Here is a 23219-nt window from a genome sequence, read left to right as displayed (position 1 = left end):
CAAGACTGTGCGCCGCTTCCGCGACACCGACCTGGACGAGTTGCTTGCCTCGGCGCGCGACCGCCGGCCCAATGGCGTCCTGGAGCCGTTCAAGGCGTACTTGAACGCCCGGTTCTCGGAGGCGCAAGGCCAGGTCAGCGGCACCCGGCTGCTCCTGAAGGTGCAGGCCCGCGGCTATCGGGGCAGCCGCCAGGTCGTCCGCAAACACCTCGCTGCGTTGCGGGCAGGCACCGCCGAACCGGTCCGGGCTGACATCCCCAGCCCCCGCAAGATCACCTCTTGGATCATGCGGCTCCGGGAGACGCTCACCGGGAGCCAGGACGAGCGGCTGCTTCAGGTCCGGCCCGCCTGTCAGGACATCACCAGGGCCTGTGACCTCGCTCGGGCGCTCTCCGGCCTGGTCCGCCACCAGCGCGGATACCTGCTGCTGGAGTGGATCCGTCAGGCCGAGCAGGACGCACCGAAGCCAATTTGGCCGCCGCGGCCGCAGACACACTCGCCCGCCTCGACGGCGCCACGTACCCCGCCGCCCTCATGCGCGCCGCCACCGCCTTCGCCGCCCCCTCGCCGCCGCCGTCACCGGAGCACTCGCCCAGTTCCTCCCGTGAGTCTGCCCACGCCGACGCACCACTTCGTACGGCGGCCTCACCCCGCTCACATGATGAGCAGCACTTACCGCCCCAGCAAGTGAGCGGGAAAGCCCGCACGGCCTCACGGCGCTGACATGCCTTCGCTGTCAGCCCGCCCACATCCGCATATCGCATGCCAGACGGTCTACTGCGACAGGTGACCGTCCGTCAGCGAAATGGCGGATTCCTGTGCAGGTTGCCGTTGATCACCTGCCGGTGGTCCCGCCACCGGCCACAACGCCCGCTGCTGACTGGCAGGAACGGCCGCAGCCGTTCCTACTCGGCATTCGTCAGGTCCCCCCATGTTCAGGCGGGTGAGTGAGACACCGATGAACACCCTTCAATGCCGCTCTGACGGGCCAGAAGACGCCCCGGTCCTGGTCCTGGGTCCCTCACTGGGTACCACATGGCACATGTCGTAGAAGCCGTCCGGGGCTGTCCATCCAGTCCTATGCGGACATGTATGTCCAGTTTCGGGATCCTGTACTGGAAGGTGTCCACGGGGTCTGTGATTCGCGCGTGACACCTGACAGCACGACGAAGCCCCGCCGGTGCGACATGCCGTTGCCGAGGAACCAACCCAGCCAGAGCCGAGTCAGTCGTCGTAGACCGTGTCCGGCGGCGGTGTTCGACCGGTGAGCAGGTAGCTGTCGATGGCGTCCCTGGTGTGGCTGGTGCCTTTGGCCAGGTAGCTGGTGTGGCCATCGCCCTGGCGGGTCACCAGCACGCTGGAGGGAAGATCGTGGTGCAGTTGCAGGGCCCACGGGTACGCCGTTGAGGGGTCGTGGGTGGCATTGGTGATCAGGATCGTCGGTGCGTGCTGGACCTTGATCGGCTGCGGTGGGTTCGCCACCCGTGCTGGCCAGCCGACGCACCCGGTGAGAATGGTCCACGACTGGGACGCGCCGCCGAGACGAGGCGCGACCGCCTGCCCGAGCCGTCGCAGGTTCTGCAGATCGTGCAGCGTCCGGATCGGCGTCGTCCAGTCGAGGCACTCGATCGCGATCTGACTGCCGTTCGCATTGTCGTCGCTCGGCCCGGTGGCAACGGGCTGGGAGAGCGCCGACGCATCGCCGGCCTCGGCCTGTTGGAGAGCGAGGGCGAGATCGTTGCGGCGGGACGGGAACAGCAGCAGGCCCTGCGCGGCGAACCGGATGTCTTCGCCGGTCACAAACGGACGGCAGTCACCCGCCTTGGCGCAGGTCGGGGCAGGGATCGGACGGTGGTCGGCGGCTGCTACCAGGGTGTCGAACAGCCGCCCGACCTCTGTGCCGTGCAGCGCGCAGGACGTGGTCTGCGCACACCAGTCGAAGAAGCGGTTGAGGGAGTCCTCGTACGCGTGAGACTCGTCCTTGAACAGGGGCACCGTCGACAGCGAGTGATCGAGTGCCCCGTCCAACGCCAGGGTCCGGATCCGGTTCGGGAACAGTTCGGCATATGTGGCGCCCAGTTGGGAGCCGTAGGACAGGCCGAGGTAGTTGAGTTTCCCCTCGCCGAGCGCTTGGCGCAGGGCCTCAAGGTCGCGGGCGGCGCTGACGGTGTCGACGTGCTCCAGCAGTGGTCCGGTGAGTCGACGGCAGCTCCGGCCCAGTGCTTTGTTCCGCGCAACCAAGTGCCGGAACCCGGCCTCGTCCTTGGGGAACAGCGAGACCTGGCGATTGAGCAGCGCGGGGTCGCAGCGGACCGGACTGCTGAGTCCGACACCGCGCGGGTCCAGGCCGATCACATCGAAATGCTCCCGGGTGGCAGCGGAGAACACGTGCGCGCCGAGGGATTCGGCTTGCACGAACTGCGTCCCGGAACCGCCGGGGCCGCCAGGGTCGAAGAACAGGCTACCGACCGGATGCGCGCCGCTCGCCCGGAGCCGGTCCACCGTTATGGTTGCCTTCAATCCGTGTGGGTGCGCATAGTCCACCGGCACCTGGATGGAAGCACACTGGAGTTCCGCTGGTGAGTCGGGAAACGGGCACGCCGTCCAGTTCAGTGACGACGCCGGATTGCGGGCGGCAGCGACGGTATCCGCGGCGGCGGCAGTCGCCGCGGATACCGTCAACATTGCGGTGACGAGCACCGCCGTTCCGATCGCCCTGGCTTTCAAGGCCACGACCTTCTGGTTCAGCGACCGGCCCGTCATCGCGGGGCGTGGCGTGCGCATTCTGCTTGTCACGCTCGTCATCCTTGACCGTGCTCGGCGCATCGTCTATCAGGGACCACCCTGATCGAACCCCGATCGAACCCCAGCCAGCACAGCAGTCCTGTGGCACAGATGACCGCGGACAACCCAATGCTGCGTCCCCCCGGAACGCGCCCCGACCCTCAAGGGCGTCTGGGCCGACCCCGCCGCACGAGATCGTGCTCGGCCAGAAGCGCGCCGTAGTCGCAGCGCGCCTGAGCGGAGGCGATGTGTTGCAACCGGCGGCAGCGGCCGTCGGCAGTCAGGTGGAGCTTGCTGGTGAACCCGCGGCGCGAGCGGCGCATCTCGCACCTGTTCCCCCTTGGAGACCAAACCTGCCTGTGGGCACGGGCACTTCCTCGGGTCGGCCACTTCAACAGGGGCCCGGAAGGTGTGAGAACGGCTGACTCGGTTGAGCCCTGCGGTCGTCGGGACGCAGTGGAAATGGAATGAGAATTGCTCGGTTCCGGTTGCAGCGTGGAGGTTGAGCGGCAAACGGGAACAGGTGGCTATAGGCCCGACCTCCTGGTTACTCGCGGCAATGAGCAGTTCGTCGTCGAGGCGATCTGGAAGGCTCAGAAACACGGTGGCCGTACCGAGGTAGAGGTAGCGCGCTCCGAGGCTTCAGGCCACGAGTAGGCGCAGGCCCAGCTCTGCTGCGTCGAGGGCGATGAGGTCCCGGTTGTTTTCGGCCCACCGGCCCGAGGAAAGGTCATCGCGGAGGCTGTCCACCGCCCGCTGCTCGGCCTGCGGCCCGACTCTGGTCCATACCGACACCGCGCGGCGCACACGTTCGTCCAGGTACGCCTCGGGTCGGCGCCAGTGGGCCTCGAAGAAGCCGTCAGCGCAGTCCCACGGGATGAGTATCGGCTCCGCGCGGCCCCCGATCGCGCGGGTCATGTCGGCCAGTGAAGGCCAGCCGACGAGAAGGTCAGCGAACTGAGGCAGATAGTCGCGGGTGAGCCAGAACCGCTGAAGCCAGCCCGTCGAACTGGCGTCGTACGTGAACACCACCACGCGGCGGGCCACCCGCCGCATCTCGCGCAGTCCGGCAACCGGGTCCGGCCAGTGATGAACGGTGCTGACCGCCATCGCGGCGTCGAAGGACTGGTCAGCGAACGGCAGGCGCTCCGCACTGGCGGCCACGCACGGCGCCGCACCGGCGGGACGCTGCGCCCGCATCACCGCCGACGGTTCCACCGCCGTGACCTCGCGGTCCGGGGGCTCGTAGGAGCCGGTGCCGGCCCCGACGTTCAGTACCGTCCGGGCGTCCCCGAGCGCATCCCAGATCCTCGCGGCGATCCGCGGATCGGTGCGCCGCGTCGCCGGGTACGCGGACCCGATGGCTTCGTACAACTGCGCTCCGAAAACTTTGAGTTGATCCTCCGGTGTCGTCCTGATCCCCATTGCTCGTGCCTCCAGTTCCTTGTCGATGGCCGTCACCATGGCAGCAGCCCGATCGCGCTGTTCCAGCAGCAGACCGCGTAGCCGGCGCAGGTGCGCGACCGCATCGGTGGCCGGGTCGTCCACCAGATCCGCGATCTCGCGCAATCCGAAGCCCAGCCGCCGGTAGCCGAGCACCTCCCGCAGCCGCTCCACGTCGCCCGCCGAGTAGGCCCGGTACCCGGCTGCGGTCCGCGCGGACGGTCGCACGAGGCCGATCTCGTCGTAGTGATGCAGCGTGCGGACGCTCACGCCAGCCAGTGCGGCCACGCGTCCCACGGTCAGGTGTTCCTCCACGCCACCGACAATGCGGCATGACGCCACGTGAGGGTCAAGCGCCTCACGCCTGGTACCGCGCGTGGCTCCACCGCCGCGCCGACCAGTAGCTTCAGGCTGTCGAGCGGTCCTGACCGCAGCCAGATGACCAGCGACGCTGCGATCACCGTGCCCAGGAAGACGTAGCCGCGCTTGTCATACCGCGTCGCAACGGCCCGGGAGTTCTTGAGCCTGTTTGATGGCCCGTTCAACGGAATTGCGCTTCTTGTACCGCTCCTCGTCGAAGCCCGGTGGTCGTCCGCCTCGTGAGCCCTCACGCAGGCGAGCAGCCTGGCTGTCGGTCTTCTCCGGAATCGTGTGCCGGATGCCCCGGCAGGCCCGGGCGGCGTGCCCCGTGCTATCTTTACGCTTTTGCGGCGTTGCTGTGTCGGTACTCCGTTCGGTGTCCCTGGCCGGCGGCCGCGTCCCTGCCGCGCCTTCCTCGGTACGGTCCCTTCGGAGGAAGGCTCTCTGTGAGCGAATCAGCACGTGCCGATGCCCGGCGGCAGGACGATGTGTCTCAGGCGTCGGGCCGCTCTTCGGCGCTGCCCACGGTGGCGTCCTTCGCCCAGCTGGGGTTGCCGGCCGAGGTTCTGCGGGCGCTCGATGAGCACGGTGTGACTGTGCCCTTTCCCATCCAGGCGGCGGCGCTGCCGAACGCGCTCGCGGGACGGGACGTCCTGGGCCGGGGCCGCACAGGATCCGGCAAGACGCTCGCCTTCGGCCTGGGGATGCTCGCCCGGACGGCCGGGCAGCGTGCGCAGCCGAAAGAGCCGCTGGCGCTCGTTCTGGTGCCCACCAGGGAGCTGGCGCAGCAGGTCGGTGAGGCGCTCACGCCGTACGCCGAGACGCTGCGGCTGCGGCTCGCGACCGTGGTGGGTGGAGTGTCCATCGGACGGCAGGCCGCCGTGCTGCGGGACGGCGCCGAGATCGTCGTCGCCACGCCCGGTCGGCTGCACGACCTCGTCGAGCGCAAGGGCTGCCGACTGGGACGGGTGCGCATCGCGGTCCTGGACGAGGCCGACCAGATGTGTGACATGGGGTTCCTGCCGCAGGTCACCGAGATCCTCGACCAGGTGCGTCCCGACGGGCAGCGGATGCTCTTCTCCGCCACCCTCGACCGCGACGTCGACCAGCTGGTGCAGCGCTACCTGCGCGACCCCGCCGTCCACTCGGTGGACCCTTCGTCCAACGCGGTCTCGGCGATCGAGCACCACGTCTTCGTCGTGCACGGTCCGGACCGGTACGCCGTGACCACGGAGATCGCCGCTCGGGACGGCCGCGTCCTGCTGTTCCTGGACACCAAGCACGGCGTCGACCAGCTCACGCGGCATCTGCGGGCCAGCGGCGTGGCCGCCGCCGCCCTGCACAGCGGGAAGTCCCAGCCGCAGCGCACCCGGACCCTGGCCCAGTTCAAGAACGGGCAGGTCACCGCGCTGGTGGCGACGAACGTCGCCGCACGCGGCCTGCACGTCGACGACCTCGACCTCGTGGTCAACGTCGACCCGGCCACCGACCCGAAGGACTATCTGCACCGCGCGGGCCGCACGGCCCGGGCCGGCCGCTCCGGCACCGTCGTGACACTCGTCCTGTCGGGACAGCGCCGCGAGACGAGCCAGGTCATGGCGGAGGCCGACGTCGCCCCCAAGGTCACCAAAGTGCGGTCCGGCGAGGCGGAGCTAAGCCGGATCACCGGCGCCAAGGCCCCCTCCGGAGAGCCTCTCGACGGCGGGTCGGCCGTATCGCGCCCCAAGAACCACAATGCCCCGTTCCGCGGCCTGGGCAGCGCCAAGGACGCGAAGGGTGGCTCCGGTGGCAGGTCGTCCCGCAAGAGCAGCGAGGCACGCAAGCTCGCAGAGGCCCGCAAGGCGGCCCGGGTGCGGCGCAGCGGCTGAGACCGGCTTCCCGGACATCGGGGCGGTGTCTTCGTCTACGCTGCTGGAGGGATACGCGGGACCGGAGATCGGCCGGGGTGCAGCAGACGGTGTCACGTACGGGTGTCCGTGCGCAGGCTCCAATGAGTGAAGGGCAGTTGAGGCCTCTCAGGGCGGCCCTGGCCGAGGCGCTCCAAGCTGTCCACGCATGCGGGCTCGTACACCGGGATCTGAAGCCGATTCATATCGTCATGGCTGACGACGGTCCAAGGGTCCTCGATTTCGGCATCGCGCGGGCCGTGGAGTCCACCCGGCTGACCGCCACCGGGTCGGCCTTCGGCACTCCCGGATACCTTGCGCCCGAGTAGGCACAAGGTGACGAAGTCGGCGGTGCCGCCGATGTGTTCGCGCTCGGGCCCGTACTCGTCGCGGCGGCCGGAGGCAGCGCGTTCGGCGCCGGTACGCCCATGGGGCTGATGTACCGGTCGGTGCACGAGCCCGCGGATCTCTCCGCGCTGCCGGGGGAGTTGCGGTCGCTGGTCGCCGCCTGCCTCTCCAAGGATCCGGCCGGCCGTCCCACGCCTGCCCGGACCGGCACCCAGTCGGTCCGGACTTCTCATGCAGGAGGAGAGATGTTCCAGGGCACCGTCCCCGCTCTGGTGCGTGCCATTTCCGGGAGGCGGCGGCCAGTTGGCCGCACGGGCCGGTGTATGTGACGCCGTCAGACGGGGGCGAAGCGGTGGGGCGCCCGGACCACGACGCACGCCTCCGCCCCAGCCGCCCGGTGCTGGCCATGCCTCCCGCCGAACCAGAGCAGCGGCGATGGTCTCCATCCCGTTGATGCGGCCGTCATCCGGCAGTTGGGTGAAGGCGTCTTCCACCCGGACCGCCAGGTCCATGTTGTACGTCATCGTGCATCCCGTGCTCTGATCAGATGGGGCGGCACGGTGTGTCCAGGCACCGCGGCACGTAGCCCGATGGATGACTCATGAGTGGGGCTGTTCAGGCTGCGGTTTCCCCGACCTGGTCCGGCTTGACCGTCACCTGTCGCTACCCCGTGGCTCTGGATTCACCAAAGCCTTGATCGAATGCCTTGATGAGGTAGTCGACGACGTCGGGGAGGTGACGTCGCTGGCGGTAGGCGTTTCTTTGACGGTCGGCGCCGTTTCCGTGGGTGTAGAGATGTGCTTGTGCGGCGTTGAGGAGTGCAAGGTCTCCCGCGCCAAGACCAGCGTGCACGGTGTTCCAGAGGCGTTCGATGAGTGTGGTGGCGGGTTCGAGTCGGCGGGTGTGCAGGTGGATGGTGTCGCCGGTCAGACCGTCGCGGGCGGCGCGCCAGCATGCGGCCTTGAGTATTTCCGGCCTCGGCTGCGGGGCTGGCTGGGAGCGGCGGATGGCCGTAAGGGCGTCGGCTGCCAGGCCTTTGACGGCGCCGGCGAGCAGCACGGTGTCCTCGACGGTGGGCAGGGCGTCGGCGATCCGGATTTCAAGGGTGGGAACGTGGTGAGAGGGCCGGATGTCCCAGTAGAGGCCGCCGCGGTCCATGACGGTGCCCGAGGCGATGAGGCTGTCGACCAGGTCATGGAAGTCGGAGCGGGAGGTGAAGTAGGGCGGTGGGCCCGCCACGGGCCACCGCCCCCATGTCAGGGTGCGCCAACTGGCGTATCCGGTGTCCCTGGCCTCCCAGTAAGGGGAGTTGGCGGACAGGGCGGTGATTGCGGGAAGCCAGGGACGCATGTGGTTGCTGAGCTGCAGCGCGGTGATCTCGTCGGGTACGCCGACATGGACGTGACAGGCACACACGCTCTGCTCGTGATCCAGGGCGCCGTATATGGCCACACTCTGCGCGTATCGGTCGCTGTCGGAGATTGGGGGTGGGGTGTGCTGTCCGAGTACGGGGGTGCCGCTCGAGATGGCGCGTAAGCCCAGGCGGGCGGCGGCTCTTGAGACGGCGGCGCGTGCGGAGCGGAGTTGGTCGCCCAGGTCGGTCAAGCTCGTATGGGGGTCGGTGCGTATCTCGATCTGATAGCGCGTGAGTTCGGTGGTGACTCGGTCACCGAGATCCACGGCAGCGTGCGCCACGACCTTTTCGGCTTCCGGACTCACCTGGCGGGAGACCGGGTCCACTACCAGGTACTCCTCCTCCACCCCCACGGTCACCGGCAGGGGCCTGGCCGGCACCGGGGGATGTCCGTCATTGGCCGGGACTGGTTCCTCAGCGGAGGTCTGTGTCTGTTTCGCCCTCTTCATGGTGACCTTCCTGTCACTTAGCGTGGTGAGACAAGGGTGTCCGCACGTCGTCAGGAGCTGCACACATGCAGGAGCAGACGCAGATACTCGTTGTCGGCGGCGGGCCCGCGGGATCCACAGCGGCAGCGTTGCTGGCGCGGCAAGGCTTTCAGGTGACTCTCCTGGAGAGGGAACACTTCCCTCGGTACCACGTCGGCGAATCCCTCCTGCCTTCCCTGCTGCCGGTATTGGACATGATGGGAGCCAGGGAACTGGTGGAGCAACACGGCTTCGTCCGGAAGACCGGCGCGTTCTACGGCTGGGGAGACCAGCAATGGTCGTTGGGCTTCGACGAGCCGGGCAGGCCGGCACCGCACAGCTTCCAGGTCATCCGCGCCCAGTTCGACCACCTTCTACTCCAACACGCACGAGACCAGGGTGTCGCCGTCCGCGAGGGTGTGACGGTGCGGCGCATCGGACTGGAGGAAGATCGGGCCACCGCCGCCGTCTGGTCAACTGATGACGGACGCCACGGAGAGATTTCCTTTGGGCACCTCATCGATGCTTCGGGCCGAGCAGGTGTGCTGGGTTCCCGCCAACTGCGCGCTCGCCGATTCCATGACGTGTTCCGCAATGTGGCCGTGTGGGGCTACTGGCGAGAAGCCGCACCGCTGCAGCAAGCCCCTCCAGGGGCCATTGGGGTCTTCTCGCTGCCCGACCACGGATGGTTCTGGGCCATTCCCCTGCACGACGGCACACTCAGTGTCGGGTTGGTGACGGACAGGCATTCCTTCAACCAGGCACGCCGGCGCTCAGATTCCATCGAAGACCTCTACCGGCAGGCCCTCACCCATTGCCCTCTCCTGGCACGGATCCTGGAAGGCGCCGACCTCGCCTCCGATCTGAAGATCGAAAGCGACTATTCCTACGTCTCCGACCACTTTTGCGGACCCGGCTACTATCTCGCCGGCGACGCCGCCTGCTTCCTTGACCCTCTGCTCTCGACGTGCACATGCCCGTCTTCGACTGGAGCTGGGTGCGCCGGCGGAGGGTGGTGCGTAGAGGAGCCAGGTCAGCTGGCCACGGAGGATGAGCCACGGAGGGGGACACGTGCCGTACCCGGCCCGGCCCCGCATGGAATGCGATGGATGCTGCGAAGGGTTTCCGGCACGCACGAGCGGGCTTCGGCCCGCGCCACGCACAGCAGCCAGCTACGGAAGGCGAGAGAACATGATGCGCGCGGTCTGGAACGGCGTCGTCATCGCGCAGGCACCGCGCACCGAGAGGGTCGAGGGCAACGACTACTTCCCGCCCGAGTCGCTCAAGCAGGAGTACTTCACCGAGAGCCCGAGCAGGTCACTGTGCCCATGGAAGGGCATCGCCCGCTACTACACACTCACCGTCAACGGTGAGATCACCCCGAACGCGGCCTGGTACTACCCCCACCCGACCCCGCTCGCCCGCCGCATCAAGAACCACGTCGCATTCTGGAACGGCATCGTCGTCGAGGGCACCCGCGAACCGAAGGCACGCCGAGTCTGAGCACCGCGAGCGTCGCACCTGCCCCGTCCGGAGGCGCTACGACAGGGTCGACTGACTCTGTCCGGTGTTGCTCTCCGAATTGCCGTGCCTCGAATCCGGCGTCGGCGGATCAGGCGCGGATCACAGGCATGCCCCTGCCTGGCATCGCTGCCGGGAGGTTCTGCAGAACGCCATGCGGCCGGCGCCGCTCAATACGGCGGGCCAGCGCTCGACGGAGGCAAGCGCGGGTGCCTGCCCGAGCAGCCGACCCGCCGCACGAAGGCATTCCCCGGTGCGAAATACTCTCGCAATGAGTTCACGCACTTCCCCGATGAGCCAGTCGATCACGATACGGAGGGCGGTCGCGCGGGATGCCAAACGGCTCACGCGGCTCGTGCGTGGTTCAGGCGCCTACGAGGGTAAGTACGCAGCCGCAGTCGCGGGCTACCGAGTCGGTCCTGATTACATCGAGGCCCACCGCGCCTTTGTGGCCGTCGGCGCCGACGAGCACGGAGGCCGGGTCCTCGGGTTCTACTCGCTCGTCCTTGCTCCACCGGAGCTCGACCTGCTGTTCGTCGCCGACGAAGTGCAAGGGCGGGGTATTGGACGGCTACTCGTCGCGCACATGCAGTCCGAGGCCCGTGCCGCCGGGATCGACCGTCTCAAGGTCGTGTCGCACGTTCCCGCCGAGGACTTCTACCACCGCGTCGGTGCGGTGCGGACCGGGACCGCGTTCGCGAACCCGCCCGCCGTGCCGTGGGACCGTCCCGAATTCGAGTTTCGCATTCCTCCGGGATGACGCGGTGTGCCGGTTGGCGGGGCACCGGCTTCGCCTGCATGGTGGCCGGCTTGCAGCAGCCGCTGGACGCCGCGCGCTCCGAGTGCGCTGTCTCCTCTGCCCTGGCGGGAGGAGGGATCGCCTGCGCCAGCCGCCTGCTTGGCCGGCCGGCGTCGGTGCGGCCCGCGGTGGAGCGGATCGGCGGGAGGCTCCGGACACGGGCATCAGAGCCTGACTGTCGTGGGTGTCGGCCAGGTCCGACTCGGCGTTCGGGTCGTCGTAGGCATCGACGACGGCGATGGTCCTGCCGGAGCCGCTGGCGGAGGCGGCGGAGTTCAGACCGTAGGCCGACTGCAGGTCGCTGCGGCCGTAGCCGGTGGGGGAGTCCGCGGCGGCGTTCGGCCGGACCGTCCGGGGCGCGATGCCCTTCTTCGCCGCCTGCTCTTCCTGGAAGGCGGTGGTGCCGCTGGTGTCGCGCAGGGCTTGCAGGATGCGTAGCCCTTCTTCGGGGTGCCGGCGCACTCCAGCATCTCCAGGCGGAACCGCCGGCCCGCCCAGCGCTACGGCGTGGGGGGCCGCTGCGGGGAGCGGAGTACGAGCAGGGTGATCTCGCTCGGGGCGAAGACGCGGAAGGGCGGGCCCCAGAAGCCGGTGCCACGGCTGGTGTAAAGGAGGGTGCGGGTGCCGTGGCGGCTGAGGCCGGCGAGGGCGGGCTGGTCGATGCGGACCAGGTGGTGGAAGGGCCAGATCTGGCCGCCGTGGGTGTGGCCGGAGAGCTGGAGGTCGACGCCGCCGGCTGCCGCCCGGTCGACGAACTTGGGCTGGTGGGCCAGGAGCAGGACGGGGGAGTCGGGGTCGGCGCCGTGCAGGGCTCCGGCGAGGTCGGCGCCGTGGCCGGCGAGGCCGGAGGACTCGGCCGTGACGTCATCCACGCCGGCGACCACGAGGGTGTCGCCACCGCGTTCGAGCAGCAGATGGCGGTTGCGCAGCGGCTCCCAGCCCAGCTCGTCCATCAGGTCGACCCAGCCCTGGGCCTCGCTGTAGTACTCGTGGTTGCCGGTGACGTAGACCCGGGCCCGGGTGGCCTGCACGGTGCCGAGTGGGGCGGCCTGGGCGCGGCGGCGTGCGGCCGTGCCGTCCGCGATGTCTCCGGTGTGGCAGACCAGGTCGGCCTTCAGCGTGTTGACCGTCTCGCAGACCCGCGCCGACCAGCGGGCGCGGTCGAGCGGGCCGTAGTGGGTGTCGGTGATGAGGACGACGCGCGTGCCGTCCAACCCGGCCCCCATGCGCGGAAGTTGCACGTCCAGGCGGCGTACCCGTGGTACCCGGCGGGCCTCGGCGTACCCCCAGGTGAGCAGCACGGTGGCTGCGCCGAGGACCGCCCAGGTGACGATCCGGGCCCGGTCCTGGCCGTCGCCGACGCCGGTCACGGTCAGGGCGAGCCGCAACGGGACCCCGAGCACGACGGACCAGGCGAACAGGGTCCAGATGGTGCCCAGGAGGGTGTCTCCGACGATCGCCGCCCAGTCCTGCTGGCGTCGGCCGTGACCGCGCACCATCGCGAGCGGCATACCGATCAGGCCGAGGGCGAACAGGGCGGTGCAGGCGAGCGTGACAGGGAGCGGCCAGTGCTGGCCGGTGTGCAGCAGCAGCCAGCAGGGCACGGTCCACAGCAGGACAGGGGCGATCAGGGGGAGGTAGCGCATCAGACGGTGCAGTCGGCTCTGCTGAGTCGCGTGCGCTGCACTGTCGGCGGATCGGGTTTCGCTGGTGTCGGTCATGCTTCCCCTCCTTGAGCAACCAGGCTGCCGTCGCGCGCACTGTATCCGGCCGTCCCGGTCCGGTCGGACGCACGGGGTGCTCATGGTGGACAGCCCCATGTGGCGAGGTGGCCTCCGAGTTCGCCCCCCGGCTCATGCGGTTGGTGACTCTGCTCCTGACCGGGGTCGCGGCGGCTTCGAACGGTGAGGCGTGGAAGCTCCGGAAGCTCGCGAAGGCGTCGGCCGTCAAAGCCCGCACCCATGCCGTCAACCAGCTCAAGTCCGTCCTCGTTACCGCTGACCCCGCCTTGCGGGAAGAACTGGCCGGACTGGGCAATGCCGAACTCTTCCGGACCTGTGCGCGGTTCACCGACGTGAGCGGTCACGAGGAGGTCGGTGACGAGGCGGTGCTGCAGGCCACTCGGATCACGCTGGGTCTGCTGGCTCACCGGATCGGCCAGCTCTCCGAGCAGATCCGGAATGTGGACGCTCATCTGACCCACCTCGTCAAGTGTCATGCCCCGCAGCTGCTCGACGTGGTGGGGATCGGTTCGGACACGGCCGTCGCTTTGCTGATCACGGTGGGGGACAACCCGGAACGCCTGGACAGTGAGGCGTCCTTCGCTGCGCTGTGCGGGGTGAAAGTCGTCCGTGTCGATCCCACAGGGGTCCGGCGTACCTACCCAGTCGGACCGCGCACCTCCGTCACGGCCCTTGCGTCACGGCCGCCGTGATCTCCTCGTCCCTGGAGCGCTTCTTCCTCGCCCTGGCGGCACGTCGACAGCGCATCAGTTCCTCGCCGTACGGCAGGAGCACGCAGGTACCGATCGCCGTGGCGATGCCCACGAGATAGCCGGGTGACAGAGGCCGCCGACGCGGCACGAAACGCCAGGCGTCGGGGTCATCGCTTCCGCCCCGCAGCAGCGACGTCACCTGGTCGGCGTGCAGACACATCAGCGAGGTCAGCGCGCCGAACGGCAGCGACTCCAGAAAACTGTGGATGTGCTGCTCCAGCGGCCTGATCTCGCGGTCGCTGCGTGCTGCCGTGCGCACGTCCCACAGGGCGGTCGCCTCATGCAGGGCGGCCCCGGCGGACTGCACAGATAGCAGGAGCGGGTTGACCTCGTAGCGCAGGGTCAGGGCGATCGGGATGCCGACCTCGGTCATCATCAGGGAGTGGATCAGGGACTCCTTTGTGCCCGAGGTGTCCTCGATCCGGGTGCGCCGGTGCATCGCCCAGTCGGCGACGCCCGGGACAAACCAGCCCGGCAGCAGTCCGTACAGAAGGAAGCGGGTCGTCACTTCTCCGACATCGACGGGGGCACCCATGCGCGCGATTTCGGCGGCCTGGTCCCGGCTCTTGCGGTGGGCCACTGCGGATCACCTCCCTGCCCGCCGGAGTGGTGCGGTGGTACCGGGCTCGACGGCGCCCGGAGTACCCCTGAGCCGGCCGATCATGCGCCGCCGGGACTCCCCTCCAGATGTTTGCGCCCCCTGAGCGAGGACCTGGAACAAGCAGAGCGTTTCGGATAGTCACACTGAAGCTCTCGTTTCCGCCTGCGCGTCACGTATCACCAGAGTGCCCCCTTGCCCACGGCGCCTCTGGCGAGGCCGTGTCCAGTGGGACGGCCCAGGAGCGCACCAGCCCCAGTTGTACGGCCTGGCGCGGCAGTACGAAGTCGAGGAGCCAGTCGGCGGCGACCCGGATCCGGTTTCCCGGCATGGCCGCCAGGTGATATCCACGCGTGACGGCATTGGCGAGCGGCCCGGACAGCGGCAGGTGCAATGGGTTCGCCGCTCCCTGGATGCCGCCGAGGTCAACAGCGAAGCCCAGGTCGTGGTGCTTGTAAGGCCGGCACTCGCCGTGGCCGTAGGAGGCGGCGATGTTGTGTGCCACCACCTTGCCCTGCCGCCATGCATGCTGCGCTGTCATGGGCGTCAACTCCCCGGGCCGGGTGAGATCGGGCACGGCGGCGGCGTCGCCACACGCGAAGAACTCAGGGTGGCCGCGGATGGTCAGGTATTCGTCCACAACCACGCGGCCCTTCTCGGTGGGCAGGTCCACGGCCTCCACCAGCGGATCGGGTCGCACCCCGACGCACCAGATCAGCGAGCGAGTTGGGACGAATTCCCCGTCGGAGAGCAGCACCCCGTCACCCGTGGCCTCCTTCACCGAGGTCTGCGTGCGTATGTCGACTCCGCGCCGCTCCAGAACCTGCCGTGCCGTATCCGACAACCGCCGATCGAGCTCGTGCAGGATGCGCGGGGCGAGGTCGATCAGCAGCCACCGGGGGCGCTCCCCGTCAGCCTGCCTGTCGTGACTGCGGGCGAGTGCATCGGTGAACAGCTGGCCGTGTGCGGCCACCTCGGTGCCGGTGTAACCCGCGCCGACCACGACGAACGTCAGGCGGGCCGTCCGGGTGTGCGCGTCGTGAGACGTGCTGGCCAGTTCGATCTGCCGGGCGATGTGGTCGCGCAGGTACAGCGCCTTGGGCATGCCACGGAAGCCGTGTGCGTGTTCGGCCACGCCGGGGATCGGCAAGAGCTTGTTGACGCTGCCGACGGCCAGCACGAGCCGGTCGTAGCCCGTCTCGCAGCGGCTGCCCTCGGGATCGGTGAAGGACACGCGGCGCCCGTTCAGGTCGATTCTGTCGACCTCGCCGAGGACCAGGCGAACCCGCGGCAGCGTGCCGCGCAGCGATATCGACACCCGCCTCGGCTCCAGGACACCCGTCGCCACCTGCGGCAGTAGGGGGAGGTACAGGAAGTAGTCGTTGGGATTGATCAGCATGATGTCGGCCGCGCCGCGGGCAAGCCGCGACAGGGTACGGGCGACCTGATAGCCGGCGAATCCCGCACCGACGATCACTATCAGGGGTCGGCTCACGTGGGCCCTCCGCTGATTCCTTGCACACGATGATGCGGTGGTCAGGTCTCTTGATCGCTTATCTCGAGTCCCCAGAGCAGGACCAGTCAAACAAGACCGACACCAGCCCCCCGCCACGCAACCCTGTTCTCACCTGTGAGGTTGTCGGCTGGACGTTTCGAAGTTGACGTATCCGACCCGTGGAAGACGTTGGCCATGGGGCGCTGCAGGGGTCGGCGGTGCCGGGTTCTCGCGGGCGATCCACCCGAGGAACTTGTCCACCAGGATCCCCAGCGCCCTGCCGTGGCGCGCCACCACATACCACGTGCCGAGGTGGTCTCCCGGGCTGTGCGGGTTGAGTGCCCCGCACCGCAGACCGGCCGAGTCGAACTGGCCGCCCAGGCAGACGGCGGCGTCCGCACCGGTCCACGCCCAGACGAGCACTCCCTCGTGCCACAGCTGGTTGCGGGGCTGTGGAAGGCCAGGTGGCGACCCGCTCGGCTGCCGCTCCACGACCGGTCGCCACGCGTCGCCGAGCTCCCAGTCCGCGAGGTACTCCTCGAATGCGTTCACCGGCCCGGTGTGCGCCAGCCCGGTCAGGCCGGTTTCCGGGAGGCGGCGGCTTCTTGCACGGCTCCGGCCGCACCGAGGAGCCGACTTCACCGTCCGAAAGCCCACCCCGTAGTTGTGCTGTAGAGCTCAGTACGACAGCCCCGCACGCGCATCGCGCCGGACCGCCGCGTACGACTCGGCCCTGGACTTCGGCGGCTTCAGCGCCCGCTGCCACGCGCAACGGGGACATGAATCGATCATGTCAGCCTCGAGCGGTTCAGCGATTGGGCTCCGCCCGGCTGATCTCCGCCAGCACGGAGTGCGGGTCCTCCACGGTCGCCAGGTCGCCGAGGCTGATGACCCCGACCGGGTTGCACGGGGAAGGCAGAGCAGAGCAGGCTCACTGGATGGCTCGGCCGGCTCTGCTCGGCTCCAGCTCACTGGGAGGACCGCTTACCACCTTCATCGATGCAAAGATTGGCGTCGTGGCCCGTCAGCTAGTTGCCGACGGGCCACATACAGTGCCGTGTCCAGCTGACGGGTCCCTGTGACGACACAGAGTGTGTACGTCACGTCTTCAAGATTGCGGGCGATCTCCGGACCGCCTCCAGCCGCCATGCGCCGCCGCAGGGCCTCGCATCGCTCGACGAGTTCCCGCAACAAAGAAGGATGTGCCATCAGCACGGGGCCACCACCTCAGTCCGCGCCTGTCCGTACTACCTCAGACACTACGATCCCAGTCGTGCGCTCCCGCTGCACTCTAAGGACCACGCCTCGTCCGCAGACGGCATTACGAGGGCGCGCCCGGAACCTGGGTGGGACCGAACCGGTCGGGGGCCCTTTCCAGCTCGGCACTGATTTCCGGGGGCAGGTCCCCCTTGCTCCCCCAGATAAGGATCAGTTCCGCGACGTTGCGCAGCTTGATGTTGGTGTGCTGGGAGATGTCCTTCAGGACCTCCCAACCCTGCTCGGGCGTGACCCGCCCGACCGCAACCATCATTCCGATCGCTCGGTCCACCACGGCGTGCGAGGCCACGGTCTGCTTCAGCTCATCGACTTCTTCCCGCAGCTCCGTGATGCGCTCCTGCTCCGATTCAGCCACGAAACCTTCGTGCTCATCTCGCGGGCTCGTGTCACCCCGGTTCCTCGGGCTGGTGTGGACATGCCGGGTAGGCGAGGCCTGTCCGTAACGGATGGCTCGCCCGCAGCCCGTCGGCGGGTCGCGGCCGAGCCGCCGCCGTGGACCCGAAGGTGACCACTGACCACGGGCGCCCAGTCGTGCCCGATCAGGCGGCCGCTGAACTGCCCACTTCGCCTGTACCGCTATCGAGGGTTGGCGGCGCTACCTGGGGGGACACGGGCGGCGGAAGCCCTTGCTACAAGGAGGAGGCAGCCATGATCGCCCTGGGCATCATCCTGCTCGTCATCGGATTCGTCACGGGCATATCGATCCTGTGGACCATTGGCATCATCCTGACCGTGGTCGGCGCCATCTTGTGGATCATGGGATCCATGGGCCACGCCATGGCCGGCCGACGCCACTACTGGTGAGCGTGATCTTCGGGACGAGGCGGAGCATCGTGGTTCGCGGGCTGTTCCGGCAGGTCAGTCCATGCCAATAGTGAGACAGCCAATCGCCGCTGGGCTGCTCGCCCTGCTCGTCACGAGCGAATAGATCGAGGGAACCGGGACTCATCCGATTCCAGAGAGACGCCTCATAGGAGGTGCGTCCCATGACAACCAGCACGCTTTAGTCCTGTCGAGCGTTCCTCGGGCAGTCGGGAATACCGCCGCCTCAATCGTGGCGGCGACCGGCAGGCCAACGCCGCCCTGCACCGGATCGTGCAGACTCGCCTGCGTGTCAGCCGCGCACCCAGGACTATTACGAACGCCGCAGCATCTAGGACAAGAACCGACGCGACATCGTCCGATGCCTCATTGGGGAAGTATCGATGCTGCGGCCCAATCCATGGGTCGTGACTCCTTGGTGAGTGTTGGGGGACAGCCTCGTTGCCGTGCCGCACTCGACGGGCCAGTTTGAGTTTGGCCGCCCCCGACACGCCGAGGCCCCAGACCGGTGTCAAGGACATGCCCCACCGAGAGCCGAACAATGAGGAACCGGCAGCCGGGTCTCGCCACCACCTAGCGAAGACGACTTTTCGGCCGCCTCGGCCCGACTGTCCAGCCACGGCGCCCCGGCTGAACTGCCCGTCATCATCGAACGTTCCTGTGGGCTGGTTGTCGACCGCTTGCTCGAAGCCGGATACCCGGTCGAGCCCGTGCACCCCACTGCCTTTCACGCCGCCCGACCTCGTTGGGGCGCCCCCGGTGCCAAATCCGATGTGCTCACCATGCTCAAACACACCTGGCACCAGTAATCCTTGCTCCATCACCGCTTCGAGCCGCTGGTGCCGCCCGTCTCGGCTGCGCTTGCTGCTGGGGCATGGCACCACTTACGAGTTGGGCGGAACACGGGTGCTGCAGGAGTGTCGGAGTGGCGACTGCGGAGGAGTCGAGCGGCACGCCACTGGTCACCAGCCGTTGCCGGGGCGCAGTGACGGCGAGCACGAGCAGTCCGGACTCTGCCATGAACAGAGCAAAGGAGGAAGGTCGGTACCCGCCCGATGACCCCATCCACCGCCGGACCGCCGGCTGAGCAGACAGTGCCTGGGCCACAATGCCCTCATGACCGACGACCAGTCCCGGAATCCCGCTCGTCCCCTGCTGCGACGCCCTCAGGACGGTGAACTCATAGAGGTTGCCGGTGTCGCTCACTTCTTCCGGCTCAACGGCAAGCACACGGGCGGACGCTTCGCCTTCGAGGAATTCGGTCTGGCCCCGGAGTAGTCGGCGCCAGGCCGCACGTCCACGATGGACACGACGAGTACTTCCACGTCCTCGAAGGGGAGTTGACCCTCCAGACCGGGGACGGCGAGGTAGCGGTCGGCTCCGGGCACCTGCTCGCCGCGACCCGCGGCACCCCGTATGGCTTCCGCAATGCGGGCTCGACCCCGGTACGCGCCCTGTGCCTGTACACCCCTGCCGGCTACGAAAACTACTTCCGTGATGCCCACGCCGCGGTGAATTCCGGGGCCGAAGTGGCCGATGAGCTGCTGGCAGAATTTCGCAGCCGCTACCGGACCAGTTCCTACTAGCGTGTCGGAGCGAGGCGGGGGTCCCTCGCCCTGTCGCCTCCGTTCTCGGCACGCCCCGCGACGCCTCTGCTTGGCTGGTGGCTTCGGTGATCACAGGTGGTCCACGGACGGCTTCGGCGCCGTGCCTGTCGGGCAGTGGGACGAGGCGGACGTAGCGACTGATACGGTCGACCAGTATGGCGATGGCGGACCGGAGGCAACTGGCGCACAGACCTCACCCACCGGCCCGAGCATTGTGTCGGTGGGGGCCACCGCACCTGAGGCGCACACTGATCCCTATGCTGACGGCATGATCGATGTGCCGATTTCAGCGCTGGAAGTCGCGGTGGTCGAATCAGGGACCCGTGGCGTGGAGACCCTGCGTGACACCGCCACCTTCGCTCGCAGGCTCGAACTACTGGGGTATCACCGGATCTGGTACGCCGAGCACCACCATTCGCCCGCGATCGGCGCGTTCCCACCCGTGGTGCTGATCGCTCATGCGGCGGCCTCGACCTCAGCCATCCGGCTCGGGTCGGGCGGAGTACTGGCGCCCAACCATGCGCCCATCACACTGGCGGAGCAGTTCGGAACACTGGCCGCGTTGCACCCGGACCGCATCGACCTGGGTATCGGCCGAGGCCCTGGCACCTTCGACGAGGCCACCGCGCGGGAATTGCGCCGCGGAGCCGGACCGGCGACGGACGCGCAGTACCACGACGACGTCGCTGCGATCCTGTCCTTTCTGGTCGACGAAGTGGCACTCGTCCCGCTGCCGGAGCCATGGCTGCTGTGCTCCAGTACCGCAGGTGCCGCCCTCGCCGCGCGACTCGGCCTGCCGATCGCCGTCGCACACCACATCCGGCCCGACAACACCTTCACGGTGCTGGAGCGCTACCGTGCGGCGTTCATCCCGTCCCGCTGGTGCGAGCAGCCCCGGGTCGTGGTGTGCGTGGAGGCGATATGCGCTGAGACGGAGCAGGAAGCGGCATGGCGAGCCGGGCCCATGGACGTCGTCAAGGCCGGACTGCTCAAAGGGCTGAGCGAGATTCCCTTCCCCACGCCCGCGGATGCCGCCGCCCATCCCTTCACGGCGGAGGAACGCCAGGCGCTTGCCGCATTCCGCGCACAGCAGGCGTGCGGGACGCCCGAGGCCGTCGTACGACGGCTCGCGCAACTGGCCGCCGATACCGGAGCAGACGAACTCATGCTGACCACACCTGTCTACGACATCGACGCCCGCGTGCGCTCCTACGACCTCATCAAGAAGCACTGCGTGGCCACGAAGGCACCGTGACAACCGCGCCGCACCGAACCGTCCGTCCTGACCCGCCCACCAGGGCTACCCCGCGCGCCGCATCAAGGAGGGCAAGACCCGACGCGAGATCGTCCGACGCCTCGAGAGATATGCGACCCCTGGCGCATCGTCCCGGACGCTGTCGGGCTCGGGGGACGCGCGGCGGGACAGCTCCCGCATCGCGGTGGTCTGCTGCTCCACCGCTTCCGCGACGGCCGGGTCCACCTGGGACGGCGGCGTGGCCTGACGGTGCGCTTCGAGGGCGCGGGGGTAGCCGTTTGACGGGGCGGGGCGGGGCGCGGTGTCGGCACCGCGGGTGCGGTCGGCTGCGGGGCCGCCACCGCGGCGGCCGCCGTGGCGGGGCCGGCCTTCCCAGGAGCGGGCGGCCAACTGCTGCGCGTCTGCTACGTCGCCATCACCCGCGCTCGACAGCTGCTGGCGCTGACCTATCCCTACTCCAAGCACGGCAACATCACCGCACTGCTGGACGCGCACCACATCGAATACCAGACCCAGACCGCTCCGCCCCCGCCCGCAGCGCCCTGACGACTCTTGACTTCCTCTCAGATGCATCGGCTGCCGGGTGCGTACACCCGCCCCAGGCTGTGTCCTTCGAGCGCAGCCAGCGCGAGGGCTGGTCGCCGGCCAGCGGCGCGAACCAGGTTGCTGTCCGGTCCGCCCCCGCGCAGTGGGCGCGGATCCGGTGATCAGCGGACACCGGATGTCTCTGTGTGCCACCTTGCGATTGCGCTACGAAGCCGCACTCGTCCTTTTGAGGAGCATCATGCCCGCACCCACCGCCGAGCAGAGCGGCGCGATCGACACCTTCCGGCGCGGGGATCACCTGGTCCTGCAGGCCGGTGCCGGAACCGGCAAGACGACAACCCTGTCGATGATCGCCGCCAGCACCGGCAGGCGGGGCCGGTACATCGCCTTCAACAAGGCCATCGCCACCGAGGCTTCCCGCAAGTTCCCCGGCAACACGCTGTGCAAGACGATGCACGCGCTCGCGTACGCCGCGGTCGGGCACCGCTTCAAGAGCCGGATGGACGCGCCCCGCGTCCCGGGGTGGAAGACCGGCGCGGCCTTGGGCGTCAGCATCAACATGCGCGTGCGGATCGGCGAGCGCAACGTCACCAACAAGGCCCTGTCCTACACCGTGCTGCGGACCGTCACCCGCTTCTGCCAGTCCGCGGATCCCGCCATCCAGCGCCACCACGTCCCGCGTCTGCGCGGCATCGAGGCCGAACACCTCCACGCCCAGCTCGTCGACCTCGTCCTGCCGTACGCGAACCAGGCATGGAAGGACCTGCAGAACCCCGAGGAAGGTGTCGTGCGCTTTGACCACGACCACTACCTCAAGCACTGGGCCCTCACCCAGCCGCGCATCGACGCGGACTTCCTGCTCTTGGACGAGGCCCAGGACACCAACCCCGTGGTCGAGAAGGTCTTCAATGACCAGCGGAGCCATGCCCAGTTGGTGATGGTCGGCGACTCCGCCCAGGCGATCTACGGCTGGCGCGGAGCGCGGGACGTGATGAGCGGCTTCGAGGGCACCGAACGCGCGCTGTCCCAGTCGTTCCGCTTCGGCCCCGCACTCGCTGAGGAGGCCAACCGGTGGCTGGGCATCGTGGACGCCCCGATCCGCCTGGCGGGCACGGCCGCGATCAACACCCGTCTGGAACGCGTCGAGCAGCCGGACGCGATCCTGTGCCGCTCCAACGTCGGCGCGATGCTCGAAGTCATGCGCCTGCTCGACGAAGGCCGCCGGGTCGCCCTGGTCGGCGGCGGAGAGTCGCTGCGGGCCCTCGCGAGGGCTGCCCGCGACCTGAAGGCCGGCAAACGCAGCACCCACCCCGAACTGATCCTCTTCGAGTCCTGGGGCGAACTGCAGGAGTACGCCGAGTACGACCCCTCGGGACGGGATCTCCTGCCGCTGGTCGATCTCGTCGACGAACACGGCGTCGACGTCATCCTCAGCGCGGTGGACAGGCTCGCCGTCGAGCAGGGTGCCGAGATCGTCGTCTCCACCGCCCACAAGGCCAAGGGCCGTGAATGGGCCTCCGTCCGCATCGGCGAGGACTTCACCGAACCCGTCGACCAGGAAGAGTGCGACGAGAACGGCGACCCGCTGCCCGGCGACATCGACGATGCGGAGGCCCGCCTCGCCTACGTCGCTGTGACCCGCGCCCGCCACCAACTCGACCTCGGCGGCCTGTCCTGGATCAACCAGCACCCTGACGGCAACGCCGGCGCCAAGCGCCTGCCCCAGGACCCCGGATCACCTTCACCCTGGGACCGGCTGGGCCCTTCCCCGAACTGACGCCCCAGTCGGGCACCGTCCTGTGCCGCGCTCCAAGGCCCTAGTAGGACTCCGTTAGGTCTTCACGTCGGGCCTGTTGAGGAGCATGTTGGGTGCGTGGACGTACTTCAAGTGGACCGGTTCCGGGCGACGTTGGCGTTATTCGTGGACGATGTGTTCGCCTCGGTGCAGCGGAAGGACCAGCGGGCCAAGGGCGACTGCTACCTGCGGGGGCTGATGCTGGACGGTCGTCGTAAGTCGATCCAGGCGATGGCTTCGCGGCTGCCGGACGGCAACGAGCAGAACCTGCAGCAGTTCGTGAACCAGTCCACGTGGGATCCGGTGC

General features: G+C 68.5%; 21 protein-coding genes and 6 pseudogenes. 15 read left to right on the top strand and 12 right to left on the bottom strand.

Going from position 1 to position 23219, the window contains the following annotated elements; all coding sequences use genetic code 11:
• Positions 1-7 precede the first annotated feature (7 nt).
• A complete protein-coding gene (locus AB0L75_RS39685; protein ID WP_365191095.1) occupies positions 8-691 on the top strand; it encodes a hypothetical protein in 684 nt (227 codons plus the stop codon).
• 533 nt (positions 692-1224) lie between these two features.
• On the opposite strand, the gene AB0L75_RS39680 is transcribed toward AB0L75_RS39685, so the two are convergent.
• From AB0L75_RS39680 to AB0L75_RS39670, 3 genes and pseudogenes are all read right to left on the bottom strand, one after another.
• Positions 1225-2796 carry an alpha/beta hydrolase gene (locus AB0L75_RS39680; RefSeq protein ID WP_365191093.1) on the bottom strand — a complete coding sequence of 524 codons (1572 nt, stop codon included), beginning with the start codon at positions 2794-2796 and terminating at the stop codon, positions 1225-1227.
• 630 nt (positions 2797-3426) lie between these two features.
• Complete coding sequence (locus AB0L75_RS39675) at positions 3427-4542, bottom strand: MerR family transcriptional regulator (protein ID WP_365191091.1); 1116 nt, start codon at positions 4540-4542, stop codon at positions 3427-3429.
• Between the two features lie 116 nt (positions 4543-4658).
• A pseudogene (locus AB0L75_RS39670) lies at positions 4659-4872 on the bottom strand (IS5/IS1182 family transposase); the annotation flags it as partial.
• Positions 4873-5075: 203 nt separating this feature from the next.
• Between AB0L75_RS39670 and AB0L75_RS39665 the strand changes: the two are divergent.
• Together AB0L75_RS39665 and AB0L75_RS39660 are read left to right on the top strand one after the other, a co-directional pair.
• The gene (locus AB0L75_RS39665) at positions 5076-6455 is read left to right on the top strand and encodes a DEAD/DEAH box helicase (protein ID WP_365191125.1); all 1380 of its coding nucleotides are present in this window, start codon (positions 5076-5078) and stop codon (positions 6453-6455) included.
• Positions 6456-6559: 104 nt separating this feature from the next.
• A pseudogene (locus AB0L75_RS39660) lies at positions 6560-7021 on the top strand (protein kinase); the annotation flags it as partial.
• Positions 7022-7484: 463 nt separating this feature from the next.
• On the opposite strand, the gene AB0L75_RS39655 reads toward AB0L75_RS39660, so the two are convergent.
• Positions 7485-8615 (bottom strand): glutamate--cysteine ligase, encoded by a 1131-nt coding sequence (locus tag AB0L75_RS39655; protein WP_365191090.1) that lies wholly within the window; start codon positions 8613-8615, stop codon positions 7485-7487.
• 134 nt (positions 8616-8749) lie between these two features.
• Here AB0L75_RS39655 and AB0L75_RS39650 point away from each other — a divergent pair.
• From AB0L75_RS39650 to AB0L75_RS39640, 3 genes and pseudogenes are all read left to right on the top strand, one after another.
• Positions 8750-9658, top strand: a pseudogene (locus AB0L75_RS39650) (NAD(P)/FAD-dependent oxidoreductase); the annotation flags it as partial.
• Between the two features lie 235 nt (positions 9659-9893).
• Positions 9894-10205, top strand: coding sequence for a DUF427 domain-containing protein (locus AB0L75_RS39645; protein WP_365191088.1), 312 nt, complete (start codon positions 9894-9896; stop codon positions 10203-10205).
• 289 nt (positions 10206-10494) lie between these two features.
• Positions 10495-10983: a GNAT family N-acetyltransferase gene (locus AB0L75_RS39640; protein ID WP_365191123.1), complete on the top strand. Its 489-nt coding sequence runs from the start codon at positions 10495-10497 to the stop codon at positions 10981-10983.
• A gap of 228 nt (positions 10984-11211) precedes the next feature.
• Here AB0L75_RS39640 and AB0L75_RS39635 read toward each other — a convergent pair.
• A pseudogene (locus AB0L75_RS39635) lies at positions 11212-11385 on the bottom strand (peptidase S8); the annotation flags it as partial.
• Between the two features lie 137 nt (positions 11386-11522).
• The gene (locus AB0L75_RS39630; protein WP_365191087.1) at positions 11523-12743 is read right to left on the bottom strand and encodes a metallophosphoesterase; all 1221 of its coding nucleotides are present in this window, start codon (positions 12741-12743) and stop codon (positions 11523-11525) included.
• A gap of 143 nt (positions 12744-12886) precedes the next feature.
• On the opposite strand from AB0L75_RS39630, the gene AB0L75_RS39625 reads away from it, so the two are divergent.
• Entirely contained in the window at positions 12887-13456 is a 570-nt protein-coding gene (locus tag AB0L75_RS39625) for a transposase (protein WP_365191085.1), read from the top strand.
• Here AB0L75_RS39625 and AB0L75_RS39620 read toward each other — a convergent pair.
• The 6 genes and pseudogenes from AB0L75_RS39620 to AB0L75_RS39595 form a co-directional block, all read right to left on the bottom strand.
• Positions 13428-14051, bottom strand: a complete 624-nt coding sequence (locus AB0L75_RS39620) for a diguanylate cyclase (RefSeq protein ID WP_365191122.1) — start codon at positions 14049-14051, stop codon at positions 13428-13430. The genes AB0L75_RS39625 and AB0L75_RS39620 overlap by 29 nt on opposite strands.
• Positions 14052-14286: 235 nt before the next feature.
• Positions 14287-15609, bottom strand: a complete 1323-nt coding sequence (locus AB0L75_RS39615; protein WP_365191084.1) for an NAD(P)/FAD-dependent oxidoreductase — start codon at positions 15607-15609, stop codon at positions 14287-14289.
• A gap of 129 nt (positions 15610-15738) precedes the next feature.
• The gene (locus AB0L75_RS39610) at positions 15739-16161 is read right to left on the bottom strand and encodes a hypothetical protein (RefSeq protein WP_365191083.1); all 423 of its coding nucleotides are present in this window, start codon (positions 16159-16161) and stop codon (positions 15739-15741) included.
• 256 nt (positions 16162-16417) lie between these two features.
• Positions 16418-16510 (bottom strand): annotated as a pseudogene (locus tag AB0L75_RS39605) (CBS domain-containing protein); the annotation flags it as partial.
• A 92-nt stretch (positions 16511-16602) separates the two neighbouring features.
• Positions 16603-16818: a DUF5133 domain-containing protein gene (locus AB0L75_RS39600; protein WP_365191121.1), complete on the bottom strand. Its 216-nt coding sequence runs from the start codon at positions 16816-16818 to the stop codon at positions 16603-16605.
• A gap of 112 nt (positions 16819-16930) precedes the next feature.
• Positions 16931-17242: an ANTAR domain-containing protein gene (locus tag AB0L75_RS39595; RefSeq protein ID WP_365191081.1), complete on the bottom strand. Its 312-nt coding sequence runs from the start codon at positions 17240-17242 to the stop codon at positions 16931-16933.
• Between the two features lie 293 nt (positions 17243-17535).
• Here AB0L75_RS39595 and AB0L75_RS39590 point away from each other — a divergent pair, with 293 nt between their 5' ends.
• The 8 genes and pseudogenes from AB0L75_RS39590 to AB0L75_RS39555 all read left to right on the top strand — a co-directional run.
• Entirely contained in the window at positions 17536-17691 is a 156-nt protein-coding gene (locus AB0L75_RS39590) for a DUF6131 family protein (protein ID WP_365191079.1), read from the top strand.
• Between the two features lie 240 nt (positions 17692-17931).
• Positions 17932-18035, top strand: a pseudogene (locus tag AB0L75_RS39585) (IS110 family transposase); the annotation flags it as partial.
• Positions 18036-18825: 790 nt separating this feature from the next.
• Entirely contained in the window at positions 18826-18987 is a 162-nt protein-coding gene (locus tag AB0L75_RS39580; protein ID WP_365191078.1) for a hypothetical protein, read from the top strand.
• Positions 18966-19295 carry a cupin domain-containing protein gene (locus tag AB0L75_RS39575; RefSeq protein ID WP_365191119.1) on the top strand — a complete coding sequence of 110 codons (330 nt, stop codon included), beginning with the start codon at positions 18966-18968 and terminating at the stop codon, positions 19293-19295. The genes AB0L75_RS39580 and AB0L75_RS39575 overlap by 22 nt, the downstream gene beginning before the upstream one ends.
• A 289-nt stretch (positions 19296-19584) precedes the next feature.
• Positions 19585-20571, top strand: a complete 987-nt coding sequence (locus AB0L75_RS39570; protein ID WP_365191117.1) for an MsnO8 family LLM class oxidoreductase — start codon at positions 19585-19587, stop codon at positions 20569-20571.
• 354 nt (positions 20572-20925) lie between these two features.
• Positions 20926-21117 carry a hypothetical protein gene (locus AB0L75_RS39565; protein ID WP_365191076.1) on the top strand — a complete coding sequence of 64 codons (192 nt, stop codon included), beginning with the start codon at positions 20926-20928 and terminating at the stop codon, positions 21115-21117.
• A gap of 238 nt (positions 21118-21355) precedes the next feature.
• The gene (locus tag AB0L75_RS39560; protein WP_365191074.1) at positions 21356-22894 is read left to right on the top strand and encodes a UvrD-helicase domain-containing protein; all 1539 of its coding nucleotides are present in this window, start codon (positions 21356-21358) and stop codon (positions 22892-22894) included.
• Positions 22895-22990: 96 nt separating this feature from the next.
• Positions 22991-23219: transposase (locus tag AB0L75_RS39555; protein ID WP_365191072.1), on the top strand; the 229-nt coding region annotated here is incomplete at its 3' end.

Origin of the sequence: Streptomyces sp. NPDC052101 (genome assembly GCF_040680235.1) — a bacterium.
GTDB lineage: Bacteria > Actinomycetota > Actinomycetes > Streptomycetales > Streptomycetaceae > Streptomyces.
This window is presented reverse-complemented; position numbering and strand designations above follow the sequence as displayed.